Source organism: Streptomyces albidoflavus, from assembly GCF_000719955.1.
GTDB lineage: Bacteria > Actinomycetota > Actinomycetes > Streptomycetales > Streptomycetaceae > Streptomyces > Streptomyces albidoflavus.
On the sequence record NZ_JOII01000007.1, the window covers coordinates 95801 to 117378 of the forward strand.

21 protein-coding genes are annotated in these 21578 nt (G+C 74.2%); 13 read left to right on the forward strand and 8 right to left on the reverse strand.

Annotated elements, in window-relative coordinates; all coding sequences use genetic code 11:
* Positions 1–3: 3 nt before the first annotated feature.
* Positions 4–2082 (reverse strand): AfsR/SARP family transcriptional regulator, encoded by a 2079-nt coding sequence (locus tag IF45_RS0110380; protein WP_440862113.1) that lies wholly within the window; start codon positions 2080–2082, stop codon positions 4–6.
* Between the two features lie 139 nt (positions 2083–2221).
* Here IF45_RS0110380 and IF45_RS0110385 point away from each other — a divergent pair, with 139 nt between their 5' ends.
* The 3 genes from IF45_RS0110385 (at position 2222) to IF45_RS0110395 (ending at position 5304) form a co-directional block, all read left to right on the forward strand.
* Positions 2222–3145 (forward strand): alpha/beta fold hydrolase, encoded by a 924-nt coding sequence (locus IF45_RS0110385; RefSeq protein WP_030306929.1) that lies wholly within the window; start codon positions 2222–2224, stop codon positions 3143–3145.
* 161 nt (positions 3146–3306) lie between these two features.
* Positions 3307–3852, forward strand: a complete 546-nt coding sequence (locus IF45_RS0110390) for an SRPBCC family protein (protein WP_030306931.1) — start codon at positions 3307–3309, stop codon at positions 3850–3852.
* A gap of 123 nt (positions 3853–3975) precedes the next feature.
* Complete coding sequence (locus IF45_RS0110395; RefSeq protein WP_008409030.1) at positions 3976–5304, forward strand: PP2C family protein-serine/threonine phosphatase; 1329 nt, start codon at positions 3976–3978, stop codon at positions 5302–5304.
* Positions 5305–5370: 66 nt separating this feature from the next.
* On the opposite strand, the gene IF45_RS0110400 is transcribed toward IF45_RS0110395, so the two are convergent.
* Positions 5371–6243, reverse strand: a complete 873-nt coding sequence (locus IF45_RS0110400; RefSeq protein ID WP_003949108.1) for an alpha/beta fold hydrolase — start codon at positions 6241–6243, stop codon at positions 5371–5373.
* A 121-nt stretch (positions 6244–6364) separates the two neighbouring features.
* On the opposite strand from IF45_RS0110400, the gene IF45_RS0110405 reads away from it, so the two are divergent.
* A complete protein-coding gene (locus IF45_RS0110405) occupies positions 6365–6865 on the forward strand; it encodes a MarR family winged helix-turn-helix transcriptional regulator (protein ID WP_010644872.1) in 501 nt (166 codons plus the stop codon).
* A gap of 15 nt (positions 6866–6880) precedes the next feature.
* On the opposite strand, the gene IF45_RS0110410 is transcribed toward IF45_RS0110405, so the two are convergent.
* Positions 6881–8143: an FUSC family protein gene (locus IF45_RS0110410; protein ID WP_008409028.1), complete on the reverse strand. Its 1263-nt coding sequence runs from the start codon at positions 8141–8143 to the stop codon at positions 6881–6883.
* A gap of 162 nt (positions 8144–8305) precedes the next feature.
* Between IF45_RS0110410 and IF45_RS0110415 the strand changes: the two genes are divergently transcribed.
* The gene (locus IF45_RS0110415; protein ID WP_030306934.1) at positions 8306–8863 is read left to right on the forward strand and encodes a DUF1697 domain-containing protein; all 558 of its coding nucleotides are present in this window, start codon (positions 8306–8308) and stop codon (positions 8861–8863) included.
* A gap of 61 nt (positions 8864–8924) precedes the next feature.
* Here the strand turns inward: IF45_RS0110415 and IF45_RS0110420 are convergent, their stop codons facing one another.
* Positions 8925–9758, reverse strand: coding sequence for an SCO6745 family protein (locus IF45_RS0110420; protein WP_030306935.1), 834 nt, complete (start codon positions 9756–9758; stop codon positions 8925–8927).
* A gap of 242 nt (positions 9759–10000) precedes the next feature.
* On the opposite strand from IF45_RS0110420, the gene IF45_RS0110425 reads away from it, so the two are divergent.
* The 3 genes from IF45_RS0110425 (at position 10001) to IF45_RS0110435 (ending at position 14331) form a co-directional block, all read left to right on the forward strand.
* A complete protein-coding gene (locus IF45_RS0110425; protein WP_030306937.1) occupies positions 10001–10597 on the forward strand; it encodes a TetR/AcrR family transcriptional regulator in 597 nt (198 codons plus the stop codon).
* Between the two features lie 238 nt (positions 10598–10835).
* Positions 10836–13694, forward strand: coding sequence for a prealbumin-like fold domain-containing protein (locus IF45_RS34255; protein WP_277992514.1), 2859 nt, complete (start codon positions 10836–10838; stop codon positions 13692–13694).
* A 76-nt stretch (positions 13695–13770) separates the two neighbouring features.
* Positions 13771–14331 (forward strand): DinB family protein, encoded by a 561-nt coding sequence (locus tag IF45_RS0110435; protein ID WP_030306940.1) that lies wholly within the window; start codon positions 13771–13773, stop codon positions 14329–14331.
* 31 nt (positions 14332–14362) lie between these two features.
* On the opposite strand, the gene gdhA is transcribed toward IF45_RS0110435, so the two are convergent.
* From gdhA to IF45_RS0110450, 3 genes are all read right to left on the reverse strand, one after another.
* Entirely contained in the window at positions 14363–15718 is a 1356-nt protein-coding gene (gene gdhA, locus IF45_RS0110440) for an NADP-specific glutamate dehydrogenase (RefSeq protein ID WP_018470110.1), read from the reverse strand.
* Positions 15719–16058: 340 nt separating this feature from the next.
* The gene (locus tag IF45_RS0110445) at positions 16059–16277 is read right to left on the reverse strand and encodes a DUF397 domain-containing protein (protein WP_003949117.1); all 219 of its coding nucleotides are present in this window, start codon (positions 16275–16277) and stop codon (positions 16059–16061) included.
* On the reverse strand, positions 16277–17152 hold the full coding sequence (locus tag IF45_RS0110450; protein WP_015507612.1) for a helix-turn-helix domain-containing protein: 876 nt from the start codon (positions 17150–17152) through the stop codon (positions 16277–16279). The genes IF45_RS0110445 and IF45_RS0110450 overlap by 1 nt, the downstream gene beginning before the upstream one ends.
* A gap of 286 nt (positions 17153–17438) precedes the next feature.
* Here IF45_RS0110450 and IF45_RS0110455 point away from each other — a divergent pair, with 286 nt between their 5' ends.
* From IF45_RS0110455 to IF45_RS33260, 3 genes are read left to right on the forward strand one after another with little or no spacing between them, the layout of a single operon-like run.
* The gene (locus IF45_RS0110455) at positions 17439–17837 is read left to right on the forward strand and encodes a hypothetical protein (RefSeq protein ID WP_030306942.1); all 399 of its coding nucleotides are present in this window, start codon (positions 17439–17441) and stop codon (positions 17835–17837) included.
* Complete coding sequence (locus tag IF45_RS0110460; protein WP_030306944.1) at positions 17834–18229, forward strand: DUF6415 family natural product biosynthesis protein; 396 nt, start codon at positions 17834–17836, stop codon at positions 18227–18229. Before IF45_RS0110455 ends, IF45_RS0110460 begins: the two co-directional genes overlap by 4 nt.
* A gap of 50 nt (positions 18230–18279) precedes the next feature.
* Complete coding sequence (locus tag IF45_RS33260; RefSeq protein WP_008409005.1) at positions 18280–18453, forward strand: hypothetical protein; 174 nt, start codon at positions 18280–18282, stop codon at positions 18451–18453.
* A 42-nt stretch (positions 18454–18495) separates the two neighbouring features.
* Here the strand turns inward: IF45_RS33260 and IF45_RS0110470 are convergent, their stop codons facing one another.
* Complete coding sequence (locus IF45_RS0110470; RefSeq protein WP_030306945.1) at positions 18496–19611, reverse strand: DUF5954 family protein; 1116 nt, start codon at positions 19609–19611, stop codon at positions 18496–18498.
* 190 nt (positions 19612–19801) lie between these two features.
* On the opposite strand from IF45_RS0110470, the gene IF45_RS0110475 reads away from it, so the two are divergent.
* Positions 19802–20251 carry an NUDIX hydrolase gene (locus tag IF45_RS0110475; RefSeq protein WP_003949123.1) on the forward strand — a complete coding sequence of 150 codons (450 nt, stop codon included), beginning with the start codon at positions 19802–19804 and terminating at the stop codon, positions 20249–20251.
* 174 nt (positions 20252–20425) lie between these two features.
* Positions 20426–21553: a phosphate ABC transporter substrate-binding protein PstS gene (pstS, locus tag IF45_RS0110480; protein ID WP_003949124.1), complete on the forward strand. Its 1128-nt coding sequence runs from the start codon at positions 20426–20428 to the stop codon at positions 21551–21553.
* Positions 21554–21578 lie beyond the last annotated feature (25 nt).

The following is a 21578-nucleotide window of genomic DNA, read 5'->3' on the forward strand; positions in this document are numbered from 1 at the left end:
CGGCTATCCGCCCGCCGCCTCCCGGGCCTCCGCCAGGTACTCCGCCACCGGGCCGAAGGTCAGCAACCCGCTTGCCGCACCTGCCTGTTGGTCCTCGGCCGGGCTCAGTACGGCCGCCGCCCGTGCCGCGAGTACGGGGTCACCGGCGAGCGCCGCCGCGCGGGCCAGCAGGCACCACATCGGCTCGGCCATGAGGTCGTGGGGCGGGCGGGGTGCGGTGCGCAGGGCCTCGCGGGCCTCGTCGGGGCGGGCGTCGCCGAGGAGGAGCAGGGGGCGCACCCAGGGGTCGTACGGGCCCCAGTCCGCCTCGGTGAATGCTTCGGGCGCGGGTAGTGCGCCTGCCCGTACCACCGGCGCGAGGCGGGTCAGGGCGGGGAGGCCGGTGGCGAAGCCGGGCATTCCGCAGGTGGGGAGGAGGGCGACGGCCTCGGCGTAGGCGGCCTCGGTGACCTCGGCGGCCTCGGTGGCGGTCAGGTCGGCGGGGGTGGCCAGGGTGGTGCGCAGGGCGCGGTACCAGGTGGTGAAGACGCGGGCGAGGGGGCGTTCGTAGCGGTCGGCGAGGTGGTCGGCGGCGGTGGCCTGGTGGTCGGCGCCGGGCAGGTCGCCGAGGCCGGCGAGGGCCTGGACGCGGATCAGGCGGCCCAGCACCTCGGGGCCGAGGAGGCCGTGGGTGCGGGCCAGCCGGACCAGTTCGGCGCCGGTCGCGTCGCGGCGGGCGGCCTGGCCGCAACGGGCGAAGCTCTGGAGGAAGGTGCCGTTCAGGGCGAAGGCGAGGAGGGAGGCGTCGTGGAGGCGGCGGGCTGCCGACTCGGCCTCGGCGGCGGCCTGTTGGGCGCGGCGGCGCCAGGGTTCGCGGGCGCCGCCGGGCGGGTCGGCGGCGCGGGGCAGGGCTCCCTCGGCGAGGGCGTCGCCGCGTGACTCGACGGCGACCGAGGCGAGCAGGCGGGCCCGTACCGTCTCGGGGGCGTCCTCGGGGAGGCGGGCCAGGACGCGTTCGGCGGCGCGGACCACCGTGCGGGCGGCGTCGGGGTCGTCCACCCGGGTCCAGACGGCCGGCACGTCGTACACGCCGATGACGCGGGCGGCCAGTTCGGCGTCCCCGGTGCGTTCGGCGGCGGCCACGGCTGCCGCGCGGTGGCGCCGGGCCGCGCCGAGGCCGCCCGCGCCGGTCACGGCCAGCTCCCGCAACAGGCTCGCGGTGGCCTCCAGGCGGGCCGGGGAGCGGGCCGGGACGCTGCCCTCGTACGCCGCCGCCGCGCTGCTCCACACCTCGTCCCCGGTGGCCGGCGCCGCCTCGTCGGGGTGGTCGGCCTGGCGCAGCACCTCGCGTTCCAGGCGGGCGAGGCCGGGGCCCGGGTCGGCGCCGAGCTGGTCGGCGAGGACCCGGCGGGCGCGGCGCAGCACGCCGAGGGCGTCGCCCTGGCGGCCGGAGCGGAGCAGGGCGGTGGCGAGGAGGTGCCAGCCGTCCTCGCGCCAGGGGTGTTCGGCGACGTGGGCGTCGAGGTCCCAGACGGCCTCGCGCGGTGCGCCGGAGCGGATCAGCGCATCGGCCCGGCGCTCGACGGCGTGCAGGCGCAGTTCCGCGAGCCGGGCGCGTTCGGCGTGCGCCCATCGCGCGCCGGGGAAGTCGGCGTAGGCGGGGCCGCGCCAGGTGGCGAGGGCGGCGTCGAGGACGGGAGCCGCGTCGGCGGGGGCGAGCCCGGCGGCGCGTGCGACCTCGGCCTCGAAGTGCCAGGCATCAACGGCGCCGGGGGCGGGACGCAGGACGTACCCGGGCCCCTCGGTCACCAGGAGGCGGGAGGGCGTACGCGGGCGGCGGCCTGGCTCCAGGGCGCGGCGCACCTCGGCGACGAAGGTGCGTACGGCGCCGGTCGCGCCCGGCGGCGGCTCCTCCCAGAGGTCCGCGACGAGCCGGTCCACCGGCACCACCCGGCGCCGGGCCACCAGCAGCCGGGCGACGACCTCCCGGTGCCGGGGCCCGCCGAGCCGTACCGGCAGGCCCGCGCCGTCCCGGCACTCGACGGGGCCGAGCACCCCGAACCCGACCGCCGCCCCGGAGGCAGGGCTCCCTGTCGTCGTCACCCTCGCCCTGCCCTCACGCTCGTACTCATCCAGCGCTGATCCGGCGCCCTGAGGCTGGAGGCGTACCGAGGCGGGGCCCCGTTCCCGCCAGCCGCACCAGCCCGTGGCCACCCTGCCACGAGAGACGGACAGACCCGCCATGACTCCCCCGCCCCCGTCCTCCGGCCCCGCGCCCCGCCCCGACCTCACCGACCTCCCCGGCTTCACCTCGCAGCGCGTCGCGGTGGACGACGGGGTGTGGCTGGATGTGGCCGTCGCCGGCAGCGGCACCCCGGTGGTGCTGCTGCACGGCTTTCCGCAGACCCGCCTCATGTGGCGGCACGTCGCGGCCGACCTCGCCGCCACCGGCCACACGGTGATCTGCCCGGACCTGCGCGGCTACGGCGCCAGCGACAAGCCGGACGAGACCGGCCCGGAGGTGTACGCCAAGCGCACCATGGCCCGCGACATCGTCCGCCTCGCCGCCGCGCTCGGCCACGACCGCTTCGCCCTCGCCGGGCACGACCGGGGCGCGCTGGTCGCCTTCCGGGCCGCCCTCGACCACCCCGAGGCGGTCACCCGGGTCGCCCTGCTCGACATCCTCCCGACCCTCGACATGTGGGACTCCCTGCACGGCACCTCGGCCGCCGTCGGCTTCCACCTCTACCTGCTGGCCCAGCCGCCCGGCCTGCCCGAACAGCTCCTCGCCGGCAGCCCCGAAGCCTTTTTCGGCCACTTCCTCGACATCTGGACCCAGGACCGGGCCGCCCTCCCGCCGGAGATCCGCGCCGCCTACCTCTCCGCCTCGGCCGCCGCCATCCCCTCGATCACCGCCGACTACCGCGCCACCGCCGGAATCGACGTCACCCACGACACCGCCGACCGCGACGCGGGACGCACCCTCGGCACGCCCGTCACCGTCCTCCAGCAGGACTGGGGCGCCGCCCTCGGCTACGACGCGGAGGCCCTGTGGCGGGCCTGGGCCCCCGACCTGCGCCACCGGACGGTGACGTGCGGGCACTTCATGGCGGAGGAGGAGCCGGGGATGGTGGCGGAGGAGATCCGGGGGTTGCTGGCCCGGTGAGGCGGGGCCCGGAGGGACGCGCGTGGCGGGACATCCGGTGGCGGCGCCCGCGCCCCGCCCGTTCGGGTGAACCGGACCCCGCACACCTCCGGGGCGCCGGGCTCCCCCGCTAGACAGGCGGGACGCGTCACCCCGTACCTCACCGCCCTCCGGGAGAGCCCGTGCCGAACGACCCCCAGCGCCAGAACCCCCAGCCGGGACGGGACCTCCAGCAGGCCCAGCCCGTCCTCCCGGGTCAGCGACGGGAACCACAGGCGCCGCAGCACTCGCAGCGGCAGCCGCAGCGGTACGCCGAGGCCAGGGCCCACCGGGTCATGGACCGCGCGGCCGACGCCGTCTGGCGCGAGGTCCGCGACTTCCCCGCCCTCGCCGCCTGGCACCCCGGGATCGCCTCCAGCACCGCCCACCCCGGCAACCCGCGCGTCCGCGACCTGGTCACCACGGACGGCATCCGGCTCACCGAGGCCCTCCACTCCGTCGACGACACCCTCATGACCCTGGAGTACGGCTTCGTCGCCCATCCCTTCCCGCTCACCGACTACCGCGCCCGCATGGAGGTCCGCCCCGAGGGCGACTCCCGCTGCTCGGTCACCTGGACGGCCACCTTCCGGCCGGCCGAGGGGGACGGGGCGGCGCTGGCGGCGCAGTTCGAGGCGGGGGTGTTCGCGGTGGGGCTGGAGGCGCTGGGGGCGCGGGGGCGGGGTTAGGCCGCCACGGCGAGCGCCGCCCCCTCTGCGGATGCAGCACACGCCGGACCGCGTCAAGGTGGGACGACGACCAGGGCGCGCCGCGCGGGGCAGCGGGCCGACCTCGACGAGGCGGGTACGCGAGTGGAGAGCGGGCAGGACCGGGAGGCGGGCGGCTGGCGGATGCTGGCGGGCCTGCTCGCGGACAGCCATCTGCTGGCGCTGGAGCTGTTGCCGGCCAAGGCTTCCGAGCACGCGGCGCAGGTCGGGTTCACCCAGGTGCTGATCTACCTCGCCGACCTCCAGCGCGAAGTGCTCCGCCCGCTCACCGGCGGCCGTGACGGCGACGCCGCGTACGAGGCGGAACTGCCGGTCGACGGCAGCGTGGCGGGCCGCGCCTACCAGTACGGGACGATCACCGCCGGCGCCCCCACCGGCTCCGGGGAGCACCACTGGTGGGTCCCGCTGCTGGACGGCACCGAACGCCTCGGCGTCCTGCGGATCACCACGGCGGACGAGGGCGAGGGCGACGACGAGCACGAGGGCGGCCAGCAGGGACACGAGCACGAGCAAACCGAGCAGTACATGAACCTGCTGGCCTCGGTGATCGCCCTGATCATCGAGAGCAAACAGGGGATCAGCGACGCGCACGCCCGCCTGACACGCGTCCGGCCGATGAACATCGCCGCCGAGATGCAGTGGGCCCAGATGGCCCCGCGCACCTACGCCGACGGCCGCGTGGTGATCTCGGCGGCGATGGAGCCCGCGTACACGATCAGCAGTGACGCCTACGACTACGCCACCGCCGCCAGGAACGCGCACACCGTGCACCTGGCCATCTTCGACGCGATGGGGCACGACACCGCCGCCGGGCTGACCGCCCACCTGGCCATCGGGGCGAGCCGCAACGCGCGGCGGCAGGGGGCGGGGCCGGTCGAGACCGCGGCACGGATCGAGGAGGTCCTGGTCGAGCAGTTCGGGCACGGCCGGTACGTCACCGGGCTGCTGGCCGAACTCAACACCCGTACCGGCGTGTTGACCTGGGCCAACCGTGGCCACCACACCCCGGTGATCATCCGGGGCAGCCGCTGGAGCACCCACCTGGCGTGCCCGCCGGGGCCGCCGATGGGGACGGACCTCGCGCTGCCCGTCACCCTCTGCCAGGACCAGCTGGAGCCCGGCGACCGGATCGTCCTCTACACCGACGGCGTCACCGAGGCACGCGGCGCCGACGACCAGGAGTTCGGCCTCACCCGCTTCACCGACTTCCTCGTCCGCCACCACGCGGACGGCCTCCCCGTGCCGGAGACCCTGCGCCGCCTGGTCCGCGCCCTCCTGGACCACCACGACGGCCGCCTCCAGGACGACGCCACCGTCCTGATCTGCGAATGGCTCGGCCCGGAACCGGACCCCAGCGCACGAGCGGCCGCCCTGGTGGGCCTGCCGTACGAACCGGGCCCGGCCCCGCGATGACAGTGCCGGTGCCGGTGCCGGTGCCGGTGCCGGTGGCCCGGTCGGGCCGACGGCGTGCCCGGGGTGTCAGCGCCCCCGGCCGCCCTCGGCCTCCCGCAGGAACTCCTCCACCGCCTCCACGAACTCCCCCGGCCGCTCCATCGGCGCGAAGTGCCCGGCGTCCGGGAGGGTGACGGTGCGGCCCCAGGGGGCGGAATCGGCCACGTGGCGGGCGTGGGCGGCCAGTTCGGGAGCGTCGAGGGCGCCGTTGACCGCGAGGACGGGCACGGTGAGGCCGGCGGCGCGGGCGGCCAGGCCGGGCACGGGGAGGTGGTGGTCGGGCTCGTCCGGGGTGTGCTTGGCGAGCGTGCGCAGGCCGGCGGTGCGGATGCGGTCCAGCAAGTCGGTGGGTACGTCGCCGGGTTGGCGCTGGGGGCCGACGGCGCCGTGGGCGAAGTGTTCGGCCCAGCCGGGCAGGTCCCCGGCGGCGAGGGACGCCTGCTGCCGGGCGGCGTTCTCCACCGCCCACGGGGTGCGCAGCTCGGTGTTCTGGCCGGTTCCGCCGCCGCTGAGGACGAGGGCGCGGACCAGGTCCGGGTGTTCCAGGGCGGTGGCGACGGCCAGGTCGGCGCCCATGGAGCAGCCGATCAGGACGGCGGGGCCGGTGCCGAGGTGGTGGAGGAGGGCGGCGAGGTCGTCGCACTGGCGGAAGGGGCGCGAGGCGTTGGCGGAGGCGCCGTGGCCGCGTGCGTCCGGGGCGATGACGCGGTGGCGCGCGGCGAGCGGCGGCACGACCTCGCTCCACAGGGTGTGGTCGGTCCAGCCCGGGTGGAGGAGGACGAGGGCGGGGGCGGCGGGGTCGGTGCCGGTCGGCGGGGGCCCGGTGTCGAGGTGAGCGAGGTCGCCGTCGCCGGAGGGGAAGAGCGCGGGGGAGCCGTCGTACGGCGTGGGTCGCGTCATGACAACCAAGGTGTCATGATGGGGTGATTTTGACAACTGGGTTGTCATGATGGGAGGGGAGGGGGGCGGCGGAGCACCCGTGGAATGCCTGTGGACGGGCCGCCGGTGCCACCATGGCCGGGTGACCGACACCCCCCGCCCCGCACCCGCCGACCCCCTGCCGCCCGAGCGGCTCGCCGACCGCCTCATGGAGGTGTTCGCGCTGGTCGGGCCGTTGTACCGGCGGGTGCAGCGCAAGATCGAGCAGGACAACGCCGCCCGGGGCGTCACGGCCGGCGTCCGCGCCGTCCTGGACCTGCTGCACACCCACGGCGACCTGACCGTGCCGCAACTGGGCCGGCTCCAGTCCGTCAGCCGCCAGTTCGTCCAGCGCATGACCAACGAGGCCGCCGCCCGCGACTGGGTCACCACCACCCCGAACCCGGCCCACCAGCGCTCCCCCCTGATCCGCCTCACCCCCGCCGGCCGCGCCACCATCGAGGCCATCACCACCCGCGAGAAGGCCATGCTGGCGGAGCTTCCCGGCGGTCTCACCGACGCCGAGATCGACGCCTGCCTCCGGGTGCTGGGGCGGCTGGTGGACGGGTTCGCCGAGACCGAGCAGGGCCCGGGCGGCCCCTGAGCCCCCGGGCACGCCTCACCCGGTCTTCCGCCGCCGCAACAGCTCGCCGGCCCGGCGCCGGACCCGGCGCCGCCCCTTCTCGATCCGGCGCTGGACGCGGGCCAGCCGGGGGTACCGCTCGCGCTGGCGGCGGGCGGAGCGGTCGAGTTCCTCGGCGAGGCGCATCGAGCGCTTCTCGACGTCGAGTTCGTCGAGGACGCGGTCGATGTCGGTGAGCAGGGCGCCGTGCAGCTGCCACTGGCGGGGATGTTCCTGGACGTGTTCGAGGAGCAGGGTGGCGACGTGCTCGCGGCTGGTGCGGGCCGCCGACAACTCGGTGAGCAGGAAGGTCTCGGCCTCGTCGGCGTCCTTGCTGACCTGGGCGGTGATGAGGACGGCGAAGCTGTCGATGGCCCCGGCCATGTTGATGAAGACGTCCTGGAGGGCGGTGGCCGTCTCCTCGGGGAAGAGGGGTTCGTCGGTGCGTTCACGGGCCAGGTCGGTGAGGGTGCGGGCGGTGACCCGCAGCACCACGGCGATGATCTCCAGGGTGTCCAGGCCGGTGCGGAGGACGACGCGGGAGAGCAGGCCCTCGCGGACGCGCGGGTTGAAGCGGAGGCTGTCCACCGCGCGGTCGAGCGACTCGTCGACCTCGGCGATGTCGTGGTTCAGGTCGCGCGCCTCGTGGAGCCGGGCGGCGGCGCGCTCGACCGGGGTGTGGCCGGCCACCTCGTCGCCGATGTCGGTGAGCAGGTCCTTCATCCGCGAGGCCAGGTCCTCGATGGACTCGCTCGCCGAGGAGACCCAGACCGGCGGCACGAAGACGAAGTTGAAGAGCAGGCCGACGCCGGCACCGACCAGCGTCTCAAGGACCCGGGAGAGGGCCAGGTCGGTGGCGTGCGAGACGCCGAGGACGAGCATGGCGGAGATCGCCACCTCGCGGACGAACTCCTCGACCCGTACGAGGTGGCCCAGCGCCAGGGCCGTGATGATGAGGATGCCGAGGCTCCACCAGTTCAGCCCCACCAGCGAGCTGAACCCGACCGCGATCAGCACGCCCGCCACCACCGCGATGATCCGGCGGAATCCGCTGGTGAGGGTGGCGAAGAGGGTGACCTGGACGATGAGCAGCGCGGTCAGCGGCGCGAGCAGCGGCGGCGGCTTGTTGCCCAGCAGCCAGACCGCCGCCGCGTAGGCGAAGGTCGCGGCGGCGGCGGACCGGACCGTCTGCATGACGGTCGGGTCGTTGCGCCACCGGTTGAGTGCCGCCACGGGTCGGAAGTCGGAGAGAGGCCGCATCCCGTACGCCTTCCCGCCCGGGGCCCCCGAGGTCTTCGGCCGCTCGGGTGGCGCGGGAGGCGGCCAGGTGGGGCCGGGGCGCGGACGGGGTAGTCACTCCGGCGGCCGGTACCCGGCACGCGGTGCGGGCGCCCCGCCGGTACCCGTTCCTAGGCTGGCCCCATGACGACCTCCCAGCGGTACGCGGCCCTGCTGCGCGGCATCAACGTCGGCGGCCACAAGAAGGTCCCCATGGCCGAGTTGCGCACCCTCCTCACCGAACTGGGCCACGGCGATGCGCGCACCTACCTCCAGAGCGGCAACGCCGTCTTCACCAGCCCCCGGGCCGACCCGGACGCCCTCGCCACCGGGATCGCGGACGCCCTGCGCGACCGGTACGGCTTCGAGGTCGGCGTCCTCGTCCGGGACCACGCCTACCTCCAGGCGGTCGTCGACGCCTGCCCGTTCCCGGCCGCCGACCTGGAGCCCAAGCAGCTCCACGTCCTCTACCTCTCCCGCACCGTCACCCCGGCCGACCTGTCCGGACTCGACCCCGCCGCCTTCCACCCCGAGGACTTCCGGCCGGGCGACCGCGCCGTCTACCTCCACACCCCGAACGGCCTGGGCCGCTCCCGGCTGTCCGACCCCCTGACCCGGGCGATCCCGAAGACGGCGGGCCCGGCGACCAGCCGGAACTGGAACACGGTGGTGAGGCTGGCGGAGATGACCGCCGGGGAGTGAGCGCGGGGGCGCGCATCGCGGGGCCTATGCATCCTCCGGGTGCGGACGCCGGGCGTGCCCGTCACACCTTGCCGATCCCCAAGGTGTTGACCCCGGGCAGCAGCCCCGACCCGATCGCCGCGACCCAGAACGGCTCCAGGGTCTTGGCGAGGTGTTCCCGCTCGTCGTCGGAGAGCACCCGCCAGGGCTCCGCCGCCAGTTCGTCGGTGCGGCGCTCCACCTGTGCTCGCAGCTCCCGGCCCGCCTCGGTGGCCGCGCTGGCCGCGTCGACCAGGCCCCGGGCGGCCAGCCGGGAGCGGGCCGCCTCCCACGCGGTGGGGGTCCAGCCCCGGCTGGCGAAGACCTCGGGCGGGGCCGCGCCGATCGCGGCGAAGGAGACCAGGGATTCGACGGGGTCGAGGCCGGCCTCGCGCAGGGCGCGGAGGTGGCCGTCGCCCCGGTGCTCGCGGATCACGGTGGCCGCCTGCCACAGGGCGGCGGCGGGTTCCCCGGGCCAGGGCAGCGCCGCGTTGGCCGCGCTCAGGGGGCCCGCCGGGACGGCCGCCCCGGCGACCCGGCGGGCCAGGGTGGCCGCCTCCGGGACGCCTGGGGTGTCGGCCCCGGGGCCGAGGAGGGCGGCGTACGTCCGGGTGACCGCCCTGGTCCGGGCCGCCAGGACGGCGTCCGGGGCCGCGATCCGCCAGCTCTCCGGCACGTACCGGGCGACCATGTCCGGGCTGAAGCTGTGGAAGGCGGCGGTGGTCTCCTCCGCGCCGGCCGGGCCGAGCGGGGCGGCCCGCCAGGCGAAGTAGGCGGGCCAGCGCTCGGCCGTGCCGTACCCGAGGGCCGCCGCCTCCTCGTACGCCTCGGGGGCGTAGTAGACCACCGCGTGCACCGGTTCCAGGAGGTGCCACATCCGCCGCGCGGCCGCCCGCTCGCCCGCCCCCGTGTCAGTGCCCGCGTCGGTGCCGGTGTCGGTGTCCCTGTGCGTCCCGTCCGTCATGCCGTCCCCACCCTTTACGTCCGTGCCGTCGCGCCCGCCGCCGGTCCTTAGCCCGGCCGCATACATGGGCCATCTAGTCAGCGACTAGATGCGAGCCCCAGCGTGCGCCTCGCCCGCCAACTTGTCAATGACTAGATCCCGCGTAGGCTGCTGCCATGACCAGCGAGCAGGGTGAGCGCACCTACCACCACGGCGATCTGCGGCGGGCCGTGCTCGCCGCCGCCGAGGAGGTGATCAGGGCCGAGGGGCCGCAGGCGCTCTCCCTGCGCGACCTCGCCCGCCGGGCCGGGGTCTCGCACGCCGCCCCCGCGCACCACTTCAAGGACCGGACAGGACTGCTCACCGCCTTCGCCGCCGAAGGGTGGGCGCTCTTCGCCGCCGCCCTCCAGGCCGCCCCCGACCTGCGCGAACGCGGGGTGGCCTACGTCCGGTTCGCCCGCGAGCACCCGGCCCACTTCCAGGTCATGTTCCAGCCCGCCCTGCTCCGCACCGAGGACCCCGCCCTGCGCGCCGCCACCGCCACGGCCGGCGAGGCGCTGCGCGCGGGCGTCGCCGGAGCGCCGGGCGCCGGTGCGACGCAGCCCCGCCTCGCCGGGGTCGCCGCCTGGTCGTTGGCGCACGGCTTCGCCTCCCTCCTGCTCAGCGACAACCTCGACGACGCACTGGAGGGCCGCGCCGCCGAGGACGCCTTCCGCGAGATCGCGGGGCTGCTGTTCGGGCGGGAGGACGGCGGACGCACCGAGGAGCCATGACGATCAGCGGCGGCCGGATCGCCCTCTCCGGCCAGGGAGTTGGACAGCAGACGGGGCGTCAGCTCACCGCGTAGGCGAGACCTCGCCGTCCCGCGCCCGCCGCGCCCCCGTACGGAGGAATCCCCCACACCCGGTCATATGACCTGCTCTTCTGGGTGCGCCCGACCGGCGGGCCACCGAGAGACGACCGGCCCGTCCGCCCCGCGGAGGCGGGCCTGAGGGGAACAGGCGAAGACACATGGCACCACCCCACCGGCGACGGGCCGCCGTGGCCGTACGCGCCCTGGTCGCACTGACGGCCCTGCTCTGCACCACGGGCCTCGCGCCCGCGGCGACCTCCGGACCCGCCGCCCGCGCGGCCGTCGCCGAGGTTCCCCCGCCCACCGCCACCACCTCCGTGGTGACCGTGCGCACCGGCGGGGACCGGACCGCCGACGCCGAGGTCGGGCCGCTCGCCGGTGTCACCCTCGGCCTCTTCGCCGACGAGGGAGCCACCGAGCCCGTCGACCCCGACTGGGGTGTCTGCGTCTCCGACACCGACGGCGACTGCTCGTTCACCGTCCCCGGCACCGGGCCGGGCGGCCCGAACGAGGGCGCCGTCTACACCGTCCGCCAGATCGCGGCCCCGTCCGGCTGGTACACCAACCCCGAGCTGCGCACCGGCCCGGGCAGCGGCTCCGGCTCGCTCTCCCCCGCGTACGCCTTCCCCACGCCGGAGCTGGAGGGCGGCCAGACGTACTCCTCCACCAGCGACTTCATGTACAGCACGGAGTACCGGGAGTCCCCCTTCACCGCCTCCACCGGGATCTGGCAGCAGTCCAGGAACAACCCGCCGCTGAACGGCGCCTGCGGGATCGACGTCGCCCTGGTCCTGGACCTCTCCGCCTCCGTCGGCAGCGCGCTGCCCCAACTCAAGGACGCGGCGGACCAGTTCACGGACGCGCTGGCCGGGACCCCCTCGCGGCTCTCGCTCTTCTCCTTCGACCGGAACTCCCCCAGCACCGGCACCGAGAACCACCCCGAGCCCACCTCCGTCTCCACCCAGGCCGGCGCGGACGCCTTCAAGAGCCTGTACGCGGACTGGGACCTGGGGTCGGGCACCAACTGGGACCAGGGGCTGTACGCGGTCGCCAAGGCCCCGACCCGGTACGACCTGACCGTGGTCCTGACCGACGGCAACCCGACCCGGTTCAGCAAGCCCATCAAGGGCGACGGCTCGCGGACCCACTTCGCCGACACCGAGGGCGGCATCTTCGCCGCCAACGCGGTGAAGGCCCAGGGCACCCGGGTGGTCGCGGTCGGCGTCGGGCGGGGCGTCGAGGGCGTCTCCGGGCTCAACCTGCGCGCCATCTCCGGCCCGGAAGCCTTCACGGGCGACAACCCGGAGACCGCCAACTACTACCAGACCACCGACTTCACCGCCGCCGGCGCCGCCCTCAACCAACTGGCCCTCAGCAACTGCGCGGGCACCGTCTCGGTGATCAAGCAGATCGTGCCGGAGTCCAACACCGGTGAGGACGTGTCCGGTTCGCGGAACGCGGGCCCCGGCTGGGAGTTCACCGCCTCCTCGACCGAGCCGCTCGGCGGGCTCCCCGACACCCGCGCCACCGACGACGACGGCACCGGCGGCGTCACCTTCGAGCCCGAGTTCCCGCCCACCACCGGCGAGGCCCCGGTCACCGTCGAGGAGACCCAGCAGCCCAACCACACCCTGGTCACCCGGGGCGGCGCCAACGCCGTCTGCGTCAACCTGGACGACGGCGCCTCCGTCCCCGTGACCAACTCCGGCCCCACCGGCTTCACCGTGGACCTGGCCCGCCAGGGCGGCGTCTCCTGCACCGTCTACAACCGCCCCGACCCCTCCCAGGACGAACTGGCCGACCTGACCGTCGACAAGCGCTGGACCATCGACGGCACGACATACGACGAGGGCGACCAGCCCGACGGCAACGAAGCCACCCTCACCCTCACCGGTCCGGGCGGCGCCGGAGCCACCCCGCAGCCCTGGGGCACCACCCGTGCCGGTTACCAACTGGGCGACACCGCCACCGTCGACGAGGAGGTCACCCCCGGCCCCGGCTGCCGGCTCGTCTCCCGCGAGGTCACAGAGATCAACGGCGACCCGGCCACCGACGAGCTCCCCTTCGAGGCCCGGCTCACCCGCGAGCACACCGAGCTGACCGTCACCAACACCCTGACCTGCCGCCCCGACGAGGTCGACCTCACCGTCGACAAGCGCTGGACCATCGACGGCACCCCGTACGCCGAGGGCGACCAGCCCGACGGCTACGAGGCCACCCTGACCCTCACCGGCCCGGACGGCGCCGCCGCCACCCCGCAGCCCTGGGGCACCCCCCGCACCGGCTACGCCCCGGGCGACACCGCCACCGTCGACGAGGAGACCACCCTCCCCGACCGCTGCGAACTCACCGACAGCCAGGTCACCGAGGCCAACGGCGACCCCGCCACCGGTGACCTCCCCTTCCGCGCCACCCTGGACCGCGAACACACCCGCCTCACCGTCACCAACACGGTGACCTGCGACGAGGAGGAGGACTCCGCCCGGCTGCGCCTGGTCAAGAAGGTCGTCAACCGGCACGGCGGCACCGCCACCCCGTCCGACTGGCAGCTCACCGCCACCGGCCCCGACCAGCTCGGCGGCCCCGGCGGCGCCGTGGGCGAGGTCGCACCCGGGACGTACCAGCTCGCCGAGAGCGACGGCCCCGAGGGCTACGACGCCTCCGGGTGGAGCTGCGTCGGCGAGAACGGGCCGATCCCCGTCACCGACGAGGACGAGGTGACCCTGGCCGCAGGGCAGCGGGCCACCTGCACCGTCACCAACACCGACCGCGAGGGCCCCGGCCCGTCCCCCTCACCCACGCCGAACCCCACCCCCAGCCCCACGCACACCCACGGCCCCGGCCCCGGCCCCGGCCCCGGCCCCGGCCCCGGCGGTGAGCTGCCCGACACCGGCGGACCCGGCGCCACGGAGCTGCTCGCGCTGGCCGTCGGCCTGACGGCGGCGGGCGCGCTGGCCGCCCTCGCCACCGGAGCGCGCCGCCGCTTCCGCGACCGGAACGGCCCGGCCACCGGCTGATCCCCGCACCCCCGCGCACGGGGCCGCCACCGGAACTCGGTGGCGGCCCCGTGCGCGTGCGGCCCACCATGACCGCATGACCGAAGAACCCGCACGCTGGACCCGCGCGACCGTCTTCCCCGACATGTGGGTCGACCCCGCCGACGACCCGCGCGACACCGAAGGCCCCGGCCCCGAAGGCGAGTTGGCCACCCTCCAGGACTTCCTGACCTCCTACCGCCACACCCTGCGCATGAAGTGCGACGGCCTCGACGCCGAACAGCTGGCCCGCCGCTCGGTCCCGCCGTCCACCATGTCCCTGCTCGGCCTGGTCCGCCACCTCGCCGAGGTCGAGCGCGACTGGCGCAACTGGCTCGGCGAGGGCGACCCCGCCCCCAAGCTCTACGGCGAGCGCGACGCCGACTTCCACGGCGCCGTCGCCGACCCCGCCGAGGTCGCGTCCGCCTTCACCGACCTGCGACGCGAACAGACGGCCACCGACACCGCCCTGTCCGCCTACCCGGACCTCTCCACCCGGGTAGGCACCGACAACATCGCCATCCGCGAACTACTCGTCCACCGCATCGACGAGTACGCCCGCCACTGCGGCCACGCCGACCTCCTCCGGGAGTGCGTGGACGGGCGGGTGGGGCAGTAGGGGGCGTAGGCGGCCGGGGTGGGCCGGGTGGCTAGATGACCCCCTGCCCCACCATCGCGTCCGCCACCCGCTCGAAGCCGGCGATGTTGGCGCCGGTGACGTAGTCGCCGGGGGCGCCGTAGCGTTCCGCGGTTTCGTGGCAGGTGTCGTGGATGGCGGTCATGATGGCGGCGAGTTCGTCCTCGACGCGGGTGGCGGGCCAGGTGGTGCGGGCGTGGTTCTGGCTCATCTCCAGGGCGCTGACGGCGACCCCGCCGGCGTTGGCGGCCTTGCCGGGGCCGAAGGCGACGCCGGCCTGCTGGAGGAGGTGGACGGCCTCCGGGGTGGTGGGCATGTTGGCGCCCTCGGAGACGGCCTTGACGCCGTTGCGGATCAGGGTGGTGGCGTCGGCCTCGGTGAGTTCGTTCTGGGTGGCGGAGGGGAGTGCGACGTCGGCGGGGACGTCCCAGACGCTGCCGCCGGCGACGAAGCGGGCGGAGGCGCCGCGCCGCTCGGCGTAGTCGGAGACCCGGCCGCGCTCGACCTCCTTGATCTGCTGGAGGAGTTCGAGGTCGACGCCCTTCTCGTCCACCACGTAGCCGCTGGAGTCGGAGCAGGTCAGGGCGTTGGCGCCGAGGGCGGTCAGCTTCTCGATGGTGTACTGGGCGACGTTGCCGGAGCCGGAGACGACGGCGGTCTGGCCCTCCAGCTCCTCGCCGCGCTCGCGGAGCATGGCGGCGGTGAACAGGACGTTGCCGTAGCCGGTGGCCTCGGGCCGGATCGCGGAGCCGCCCCAGAGCGGGCCCTTGCCGGTGAGGACGCCGGCCTCCCAGCGGTTGGTGATGCGGCGGTACTGGCCGAAGAGGTAGCCGATCTCGCGGCCGCCGACGCCGATGTCCCCGGCGGGCACGTCGGTGTGCTCACCGATGTGGCGCGCCAGCTCGGTCATGAAGGACTGGCAGAACCGCATCACCTCGGCGTCCGAGCGGCCGTGCGGGTCGAAGTCGCTGCCGCCCTTGCCGCCGCCGATGCCGAGCCCGGTCAGCGCGTTCTTGAAGATCTGCTCGAAGCCGAGGAACTTCACGATGCCGAGGTTGACCGAGGGGTGGAAGCGGAGCCCGCCCTTGTACGGGCCGAGCGCGCTGTTGAACTCGATCCGGAACCCGCGGTTGACGTGGACGCGCCCCCGGTCGTCCTGCCACGGCACCCGGAAGATGATCTGCCGCTCGGGCTCGACCAGGCGCTCGACCAGCCCCGGCTCGGCGTACTCGGGCCGGGCCGCCAGCACCGGGGCCAGGCTCTCCAGCACCTCCCGGACGGCCTGGTGGAACTCCGGCTCGGCCGGATTGCGGCGCTCGGTCTCGGCGAGGAGCGAGGCGAGCTGGTCCTTGGTGTCGTTACGGGTCACCGGGGGTCCCTTCTGGCGCGGGGGCCGGTCACGGGGACCGGGCCAAGGTCGCCGGGCGCAGGGAGCGGGCGCCGCCTCGTCCGGGCAGGCGCGCGCACCGGTACGCCCGGTGGGTGCGCTCGGCGCCGTTGCCTCGCACAGTGCTGGGGCCACCGCCCGCGGAAGGACGGCGACCCACTTCGACCCTAAGTGTTACGGGTGGGTTAACAGCCTGACCAGACCACCCCCGCTTTTGACCACCTTCTGAGACGCAGATCCACACATTGCGCCCATTAATACACCCCGGGACATGCGAACGAACCGGACCGGGCGCTCCCCCGGACCGGCTCGTCGCCGCAGATCAGACGGACTCGCCGCCCTCCTTCACCGCACCGAGGAAGGCACGCCAGGCAGGCGCCGGGAAAACGAACGCACCGCGCCGGCGGTCCTTGGTGTCACGGATGGCCATCTGCCCGCCAGGCAATGCAGCACCCTCGACGCACTCGCCACCCTGGGCGTTGCTGTAGCTCGACGTGAACCAGCGGGCACCCGACAGAGCGGTGTGAGTGTTCGTGTGCATCAGAACTCCTTGATTGCTTCCTTGATCATGCCGAGGGACTCCTGCGGCCCGACGGCAAGTATCTGGAGATCGGTGAACGCCTCCTCGTACTGGGCCACGTCCGCCCGCCTGCGCACCACTGAGGCCCCGCCCAAGTTCTCCAGGTAGACGATCGGAGACGCATCTTCGTACCTGAGCAGGGTGAAGGCGCCGTCCATCCCCGCGTGGGCGCCAGCCTTGAAAGGCACGACCTGCACACGGACAGCAGACTGACTGGCCATCTCGATCAAGTGCTCAATCTGGCCGCGCATGACGGCCGAGCCACCGACTTGGCGGCGTAGAACGGACTCGTTGACGATCGCCGCAAACCTCAGGGGCTGCTCGGGGCGGCGCAGCACATCCTGCCGCGTCATCCGTACCGCGACCAGGCGATCGATTTCGTCGGCAGGAAGACCGTCGGTCCTCAACTCGTGGATGATGGACCGAACGTAGTCCTCGGTCTGAAGTAGCCCCGGGACGAACTCGCCCTGATACGTCTGCAACGCCTCGGCCGTAGCTTCCAACCCCAAGTACGCCTTGAAGGTCGGCGAGATCGCGGGCCGGTACTCGGGCGACTGCCACCAGTCCTTCCTGGTCTTCGTCACCGCCGCGTACCCGATGAGGAGTTCGCGGACCTCCGGGCGCGCGCCGTAGATCTCGCAGAGCGCCATCACATCGGCCGTCTCCACGACGGCGTTCTCGCCCGTTTCCAGCCGGGTCAGCTTGGAAGGGCTACAGATCAGCTTGCGGACGACCTGAGTCGAGGTCAGTCCTGCGGCAGCGCGTAACTTCCGCAGCTCCCTGCCGAGTTGAAGACGGCACAGAGCCGGTGTCGCGCTCTCCACGTCCGTGATCATCTACGCGCCTCCCAGTGGGCGTCACCCAGTGTGACCGAGAATGTCACGCCACCGCAAGGAGCTTTCTGCCCAGGAGCAGAAGGCTCCACCCACGAGCGCGAAGCCTCCGGTTTGAGCCGACGCGTCACGCAGAAACGCGCTCGCGGAATTCCACTGTCGCGCTTCCAGGCAAGCGGTGCCGCTGTCACGATTACTACCAGTTGCCATGACAGCGCACAGGGCAACGGTGAAACAGGGGGGACCTGGACGTGCGCACCTCCCCATGCCCGCAGGTCAGGAGCGTCCCATGACGGATACCGAACGTTTGACCCCGGAAACCCCCGAGCGCGTCACGCTTGACATCGGCGTGGCCCGAGCCGCCGCCGACAAAGCGCTGTCGCTTCAGCTCGGCACCACGACGCGTGTCCAGATCGAGGCCGTGACCGCCGGGCTCGTCGGCCACATCGAGTCGGCCCTGGCCGAGCTTCCCCGCGACACCCCCGGCAAGCCCGCACCGACGCAGAAGGAAGCGGCGGCCCTGCTGGCGGCGGCCCGCACCGGTGCGGCGCTCGTCCACTCCGCGTATCACGCGATGCGCGATCTCGCCTTCGTCCTGCGGCACTTGGCCAGTCGGTGCGAGAAGGAACGGGCGGCGGCCGGAACGTCCGGCGCCGGGGTTCCGTCCGGCTCGCTGACGCCCGGATGATCGTGTTCGCCGTCGACGCCTCGCCACCGCGCCTCGACACGGACGACCTCGCGCGGATCGCCGACCGTCTGCGGCGACTGCGGCCACTGGACTCGATCCTGGACGACATCGGGGACGTGATCGCCGACCAGGACCCGCCGGCCGCCGAGGCCCCGAAGCTGGCCGAGCGGCTACGCGGCGACCTCGTGCGGCTGGAGAACGTCGCGGTGGCCACCGGCGATCGGGACCCGCAGGTGGACGGCCTCGTCAGGCAGGCCCGCACACTGCGCGCCACCGACCTGCCGACCACCGCCCACCCCGCGACCGTCGCCCACCTGCGACGGCTGGCCGTGGTCGCCGAAGCGCTCCTGGAACGGCTGGCCGAGACCGGAACCCTGCGCCCCTGCGCGTGAGAGGCCGCACCGGCTCCGCGCCTCCCTCTCCCCCTCGTGAAGGAGTCACCATGTCCACCCTCCGCAGCCACCTGGAATGGAAGGCCGAGCAGATCCTCGGCCAGCTCCGGGACGGCTACTCGCTCGCCTGGCTGAGCGCCGTCTACGAGGTGCCGGAGGAGCACCTGGCCGCCCGCGTCCCGGAGTGGCGCCAGAGGTACGCGCCCCGGGAGCCGAAGCCGTAGCGGCCCTCCGGCCTCCCCGCGCGGCAGGCCGGACGGCTCCGCTCACACCCGGCCCGCCTCGCTCCCCTCGGTCTCCCCGCCCCCGTCCTCCCACTCGTGGTGGATCACCCCGTCCTCGTCCAGGCGCGGCCTGATCTGGCAGGGCTCCTGGACGTTGACGTCGGAGGGGCGGGGGCCCTCGGGGCCGTCGGCGCCCCAGCGGACCAGGCGGCGGGCGCGGGCGACGCGGTGCAGGGTGCCGAGGACCTCGACCTCGTTGAGGCGTTCGGCCTGGACGCGGTCGGCGGCGTCGGCGTACGCCTCCAGGGCGGCGGCCACCTCGGGGGTGGCGGCGGCCATGCAGCTGCGGGCGTCGTCCTGGCGGTTGCCGAAGTCCCAGGCGATGAGGCCCTTCTCGCGCGGCTCGAACCAGCTGAGGCTGAAGACCAGGGACTTGCGGGCCCAGTACGGGGCGGCGTGCAGGGAGCCGCCGAGCTGCCAGTTGAAGCCGCGGCGCTGCACCAGCCGGAAGGTGACGGGCAGGATCAGCACGTCCGGGTGGGTGGAGATGGCCCGGCGGGCGTCCTGGCGGAAGTCGTCCGGGAAGGTGGCGGCGGTCTGGACGAGGCCGGTCATCAGGAGCCGCTCGGCGGCCTGGCTGGGGGTGAGGGGCGTGTCCGGGTCGAGGATCACCTCCTCGTCGAGCCGCCCCTCGCCCGGCGGCTCCTCACCGGCCTGCACCGCGGGCTCGGGGTCGGTCGGGCGGGGCGTCTCGATGCCGTCGGGGCCGACCGCGGCGTACTCGTCGGCCCGGACGACGCGGAAGCGGGTGCCCAGCACCGTCAGCTCGTCCAGGCGCTCGCGCTCCAGCCGGGCGATCCACGGCAGCAGGGCGCGCCGCTCCTCACGGGTGGCGGACTCCTCGTACGCCCGGAGCCAGAGCATGTCCATGAGGGCGTCCCGGGCCTGCTGGGGGCAGCCCTCCTTGAGGGCCGAGACCACGCGCCAGCGGGAGTCCTCGCCGTCGAGTTCCTGCGCGGCCACGCTGAAGAGGGGCCCGCGGATCAGTGCCGTGTCGACGTCGAGGGGCGCGTCGCAGGCGTCCGCCTCCGTGACCGCCTCCACCGGGTCCTCCGGCGCCCGCACCACGATCCTGCGCGGGCCCGGCCACGTCTGCATTCCGTCATTCATGCCCACATCCTGCCGATCCGGGCGGGCTCGCGACCGGGTTTCCGGCATTCCTCCCTTCCGCAGCCCTCCCGCTCCCCTTCCACGCCCCCTCCCCCATCCAGCCCAGCCACCGCGCCCGTTCCCCGCCGCAGCGGCCCGGGTGTCCGGCGGCCCCGCCCCGCCTCGGCACACTGGTGCCATGTCCGATGCCAAGCCCGTCCCGATCCAGGCCGCCGGCTGCGTGCTGTGGCGGCGCGCGCCCGAACCGGACGGACACCCGCTGACCGTCTGCCTGGTCCACCGCCCCAAGTACGGCGACTGGTCGCACCCCAAGGGGAAGCTGGAGCCCGGCGAGGACCCGCTGACCGCCGCCGTCCGCGAGGTCCGCGAGGAGACGGGGCAGGACTGCCTGCCGGGCGCGCCCCTGTCCACCCTCCACTACGAGGCCGGCGGGCGCCCCAAGGTGGTGCGGTACTGGGCGGCCGAGGCGACCGGAGGAACGTTCACGCCGAACCACGAGATCGCCGAGGTGCGCTGGGTGGAGCCGGAGGAGGCCCTGCTCCTGCTCACCCAGCCCCGCGACCGCGACCTCGTCGCCGAACTGCTGCGGCTCCTCGGCCCGCCGGGCCCGGCCGGACCGGCCACCTGAGCGGCCGGAAGCGCGGGCACCCCGGACGCCGGGGGAACCAGTCCGACAGGGGAGGTTCACCCCCCGTTCACTCCCGTCGGCAGACGGCGTCACCTGATCTGCCTAATCTCGGCCTTACGCGAGCGAGCCGCGAGCACCGCGGACTCGGACGGTTTCTGGAAGGAATCCCCGACAGTGAAGCTTCAGCGCAAGAACAGGGCGCGCGCCCTGACCCTCGGTGCACTCGCCCTGTCCGGCGCCCTGGCGCTGACGGCCTGCGGCTCGGACGAGACCGGCGACACCACCGGCGGCGGCAACGAGGCCAGCGCCTCGGCGGCGGACGTCGAGTGCGGCAAGGGCGGCCAGCTCCTCGCCTCCGGCTCCAGCGCGCAGAAGAACGCGATGGACGTCTGGATCAAGAACTACCGCGCCGCCTGCCCGGACACCCAGATCAACTACAAGCCCGACGGCTCCGGCGCCGGCGTCACCGCCTTCCTCCAGGGCCAGACCGCCTTCGCGGGCTCGGACTCGGCGCTCAAGCCCGAGGAGATCGAGCAGTCCGCCGAGGTCTGCAAGGACAGCCAGGCCATCGACCTGCCGATGGTCGGCGGCCCGATCGCGATCGGCTACAACGTCCCCGGCGTCGACAAGCTGAACCTGGACGCGGCCACCCTCGCGGACATCTTCAACGACAAGATCACCACCTGGGACGACGAGGCGATCAAGAAGCTCAACCCGGACGCCGAGCTGCCCGACACCAAGATCCAGGCGTTCCACCGCTCCGACGAGTCGGGCACCACCGACAACTTCACCAAGTACCTCAAGGCCGCCGCGCCCAAGAGCTGGCCGTACGAGCCGGGCAAGGCGTGGGAGGCCAAGGGCGGCCAGTCCGCGCAGGGCTCCTCGGGCGTCGCCCAGCAGGTGAAGCAGACCGCCGGCGCCATCTCGTACTTCGAGCTCTCCTACGCCACCGACGGCATCAAGACCGTCGACCTGGACACCGGCGCCGGCACCCCGGTCGAGGCCACCGTCGACAACGCCTCGAAGGCCATCTCCGAGGCCAAGGTCGTCGGCCAGGGCAAGGACCTCGCCCTGGAGCTGGCGTACGACACCAAGGCCGAGGGCGCCTACCCGATCACCCTGGTGACCTACGAGATCGCCTGCGAGAAGGGCAACAAGGCCGAGACCCTCGACGCCACCAAGTCCTTCCTCGGCTACATCGCCGGCGAGGACGGCCAGGAACTCCTGAAGGACGGCGGCTACGCGCCGCTGCCCACCGAGATCGCCGAGAAGGTCCGCACCACCATCGCCGACCTGGGCTGACGCCCACCGCGGGCCGGGCGCCACG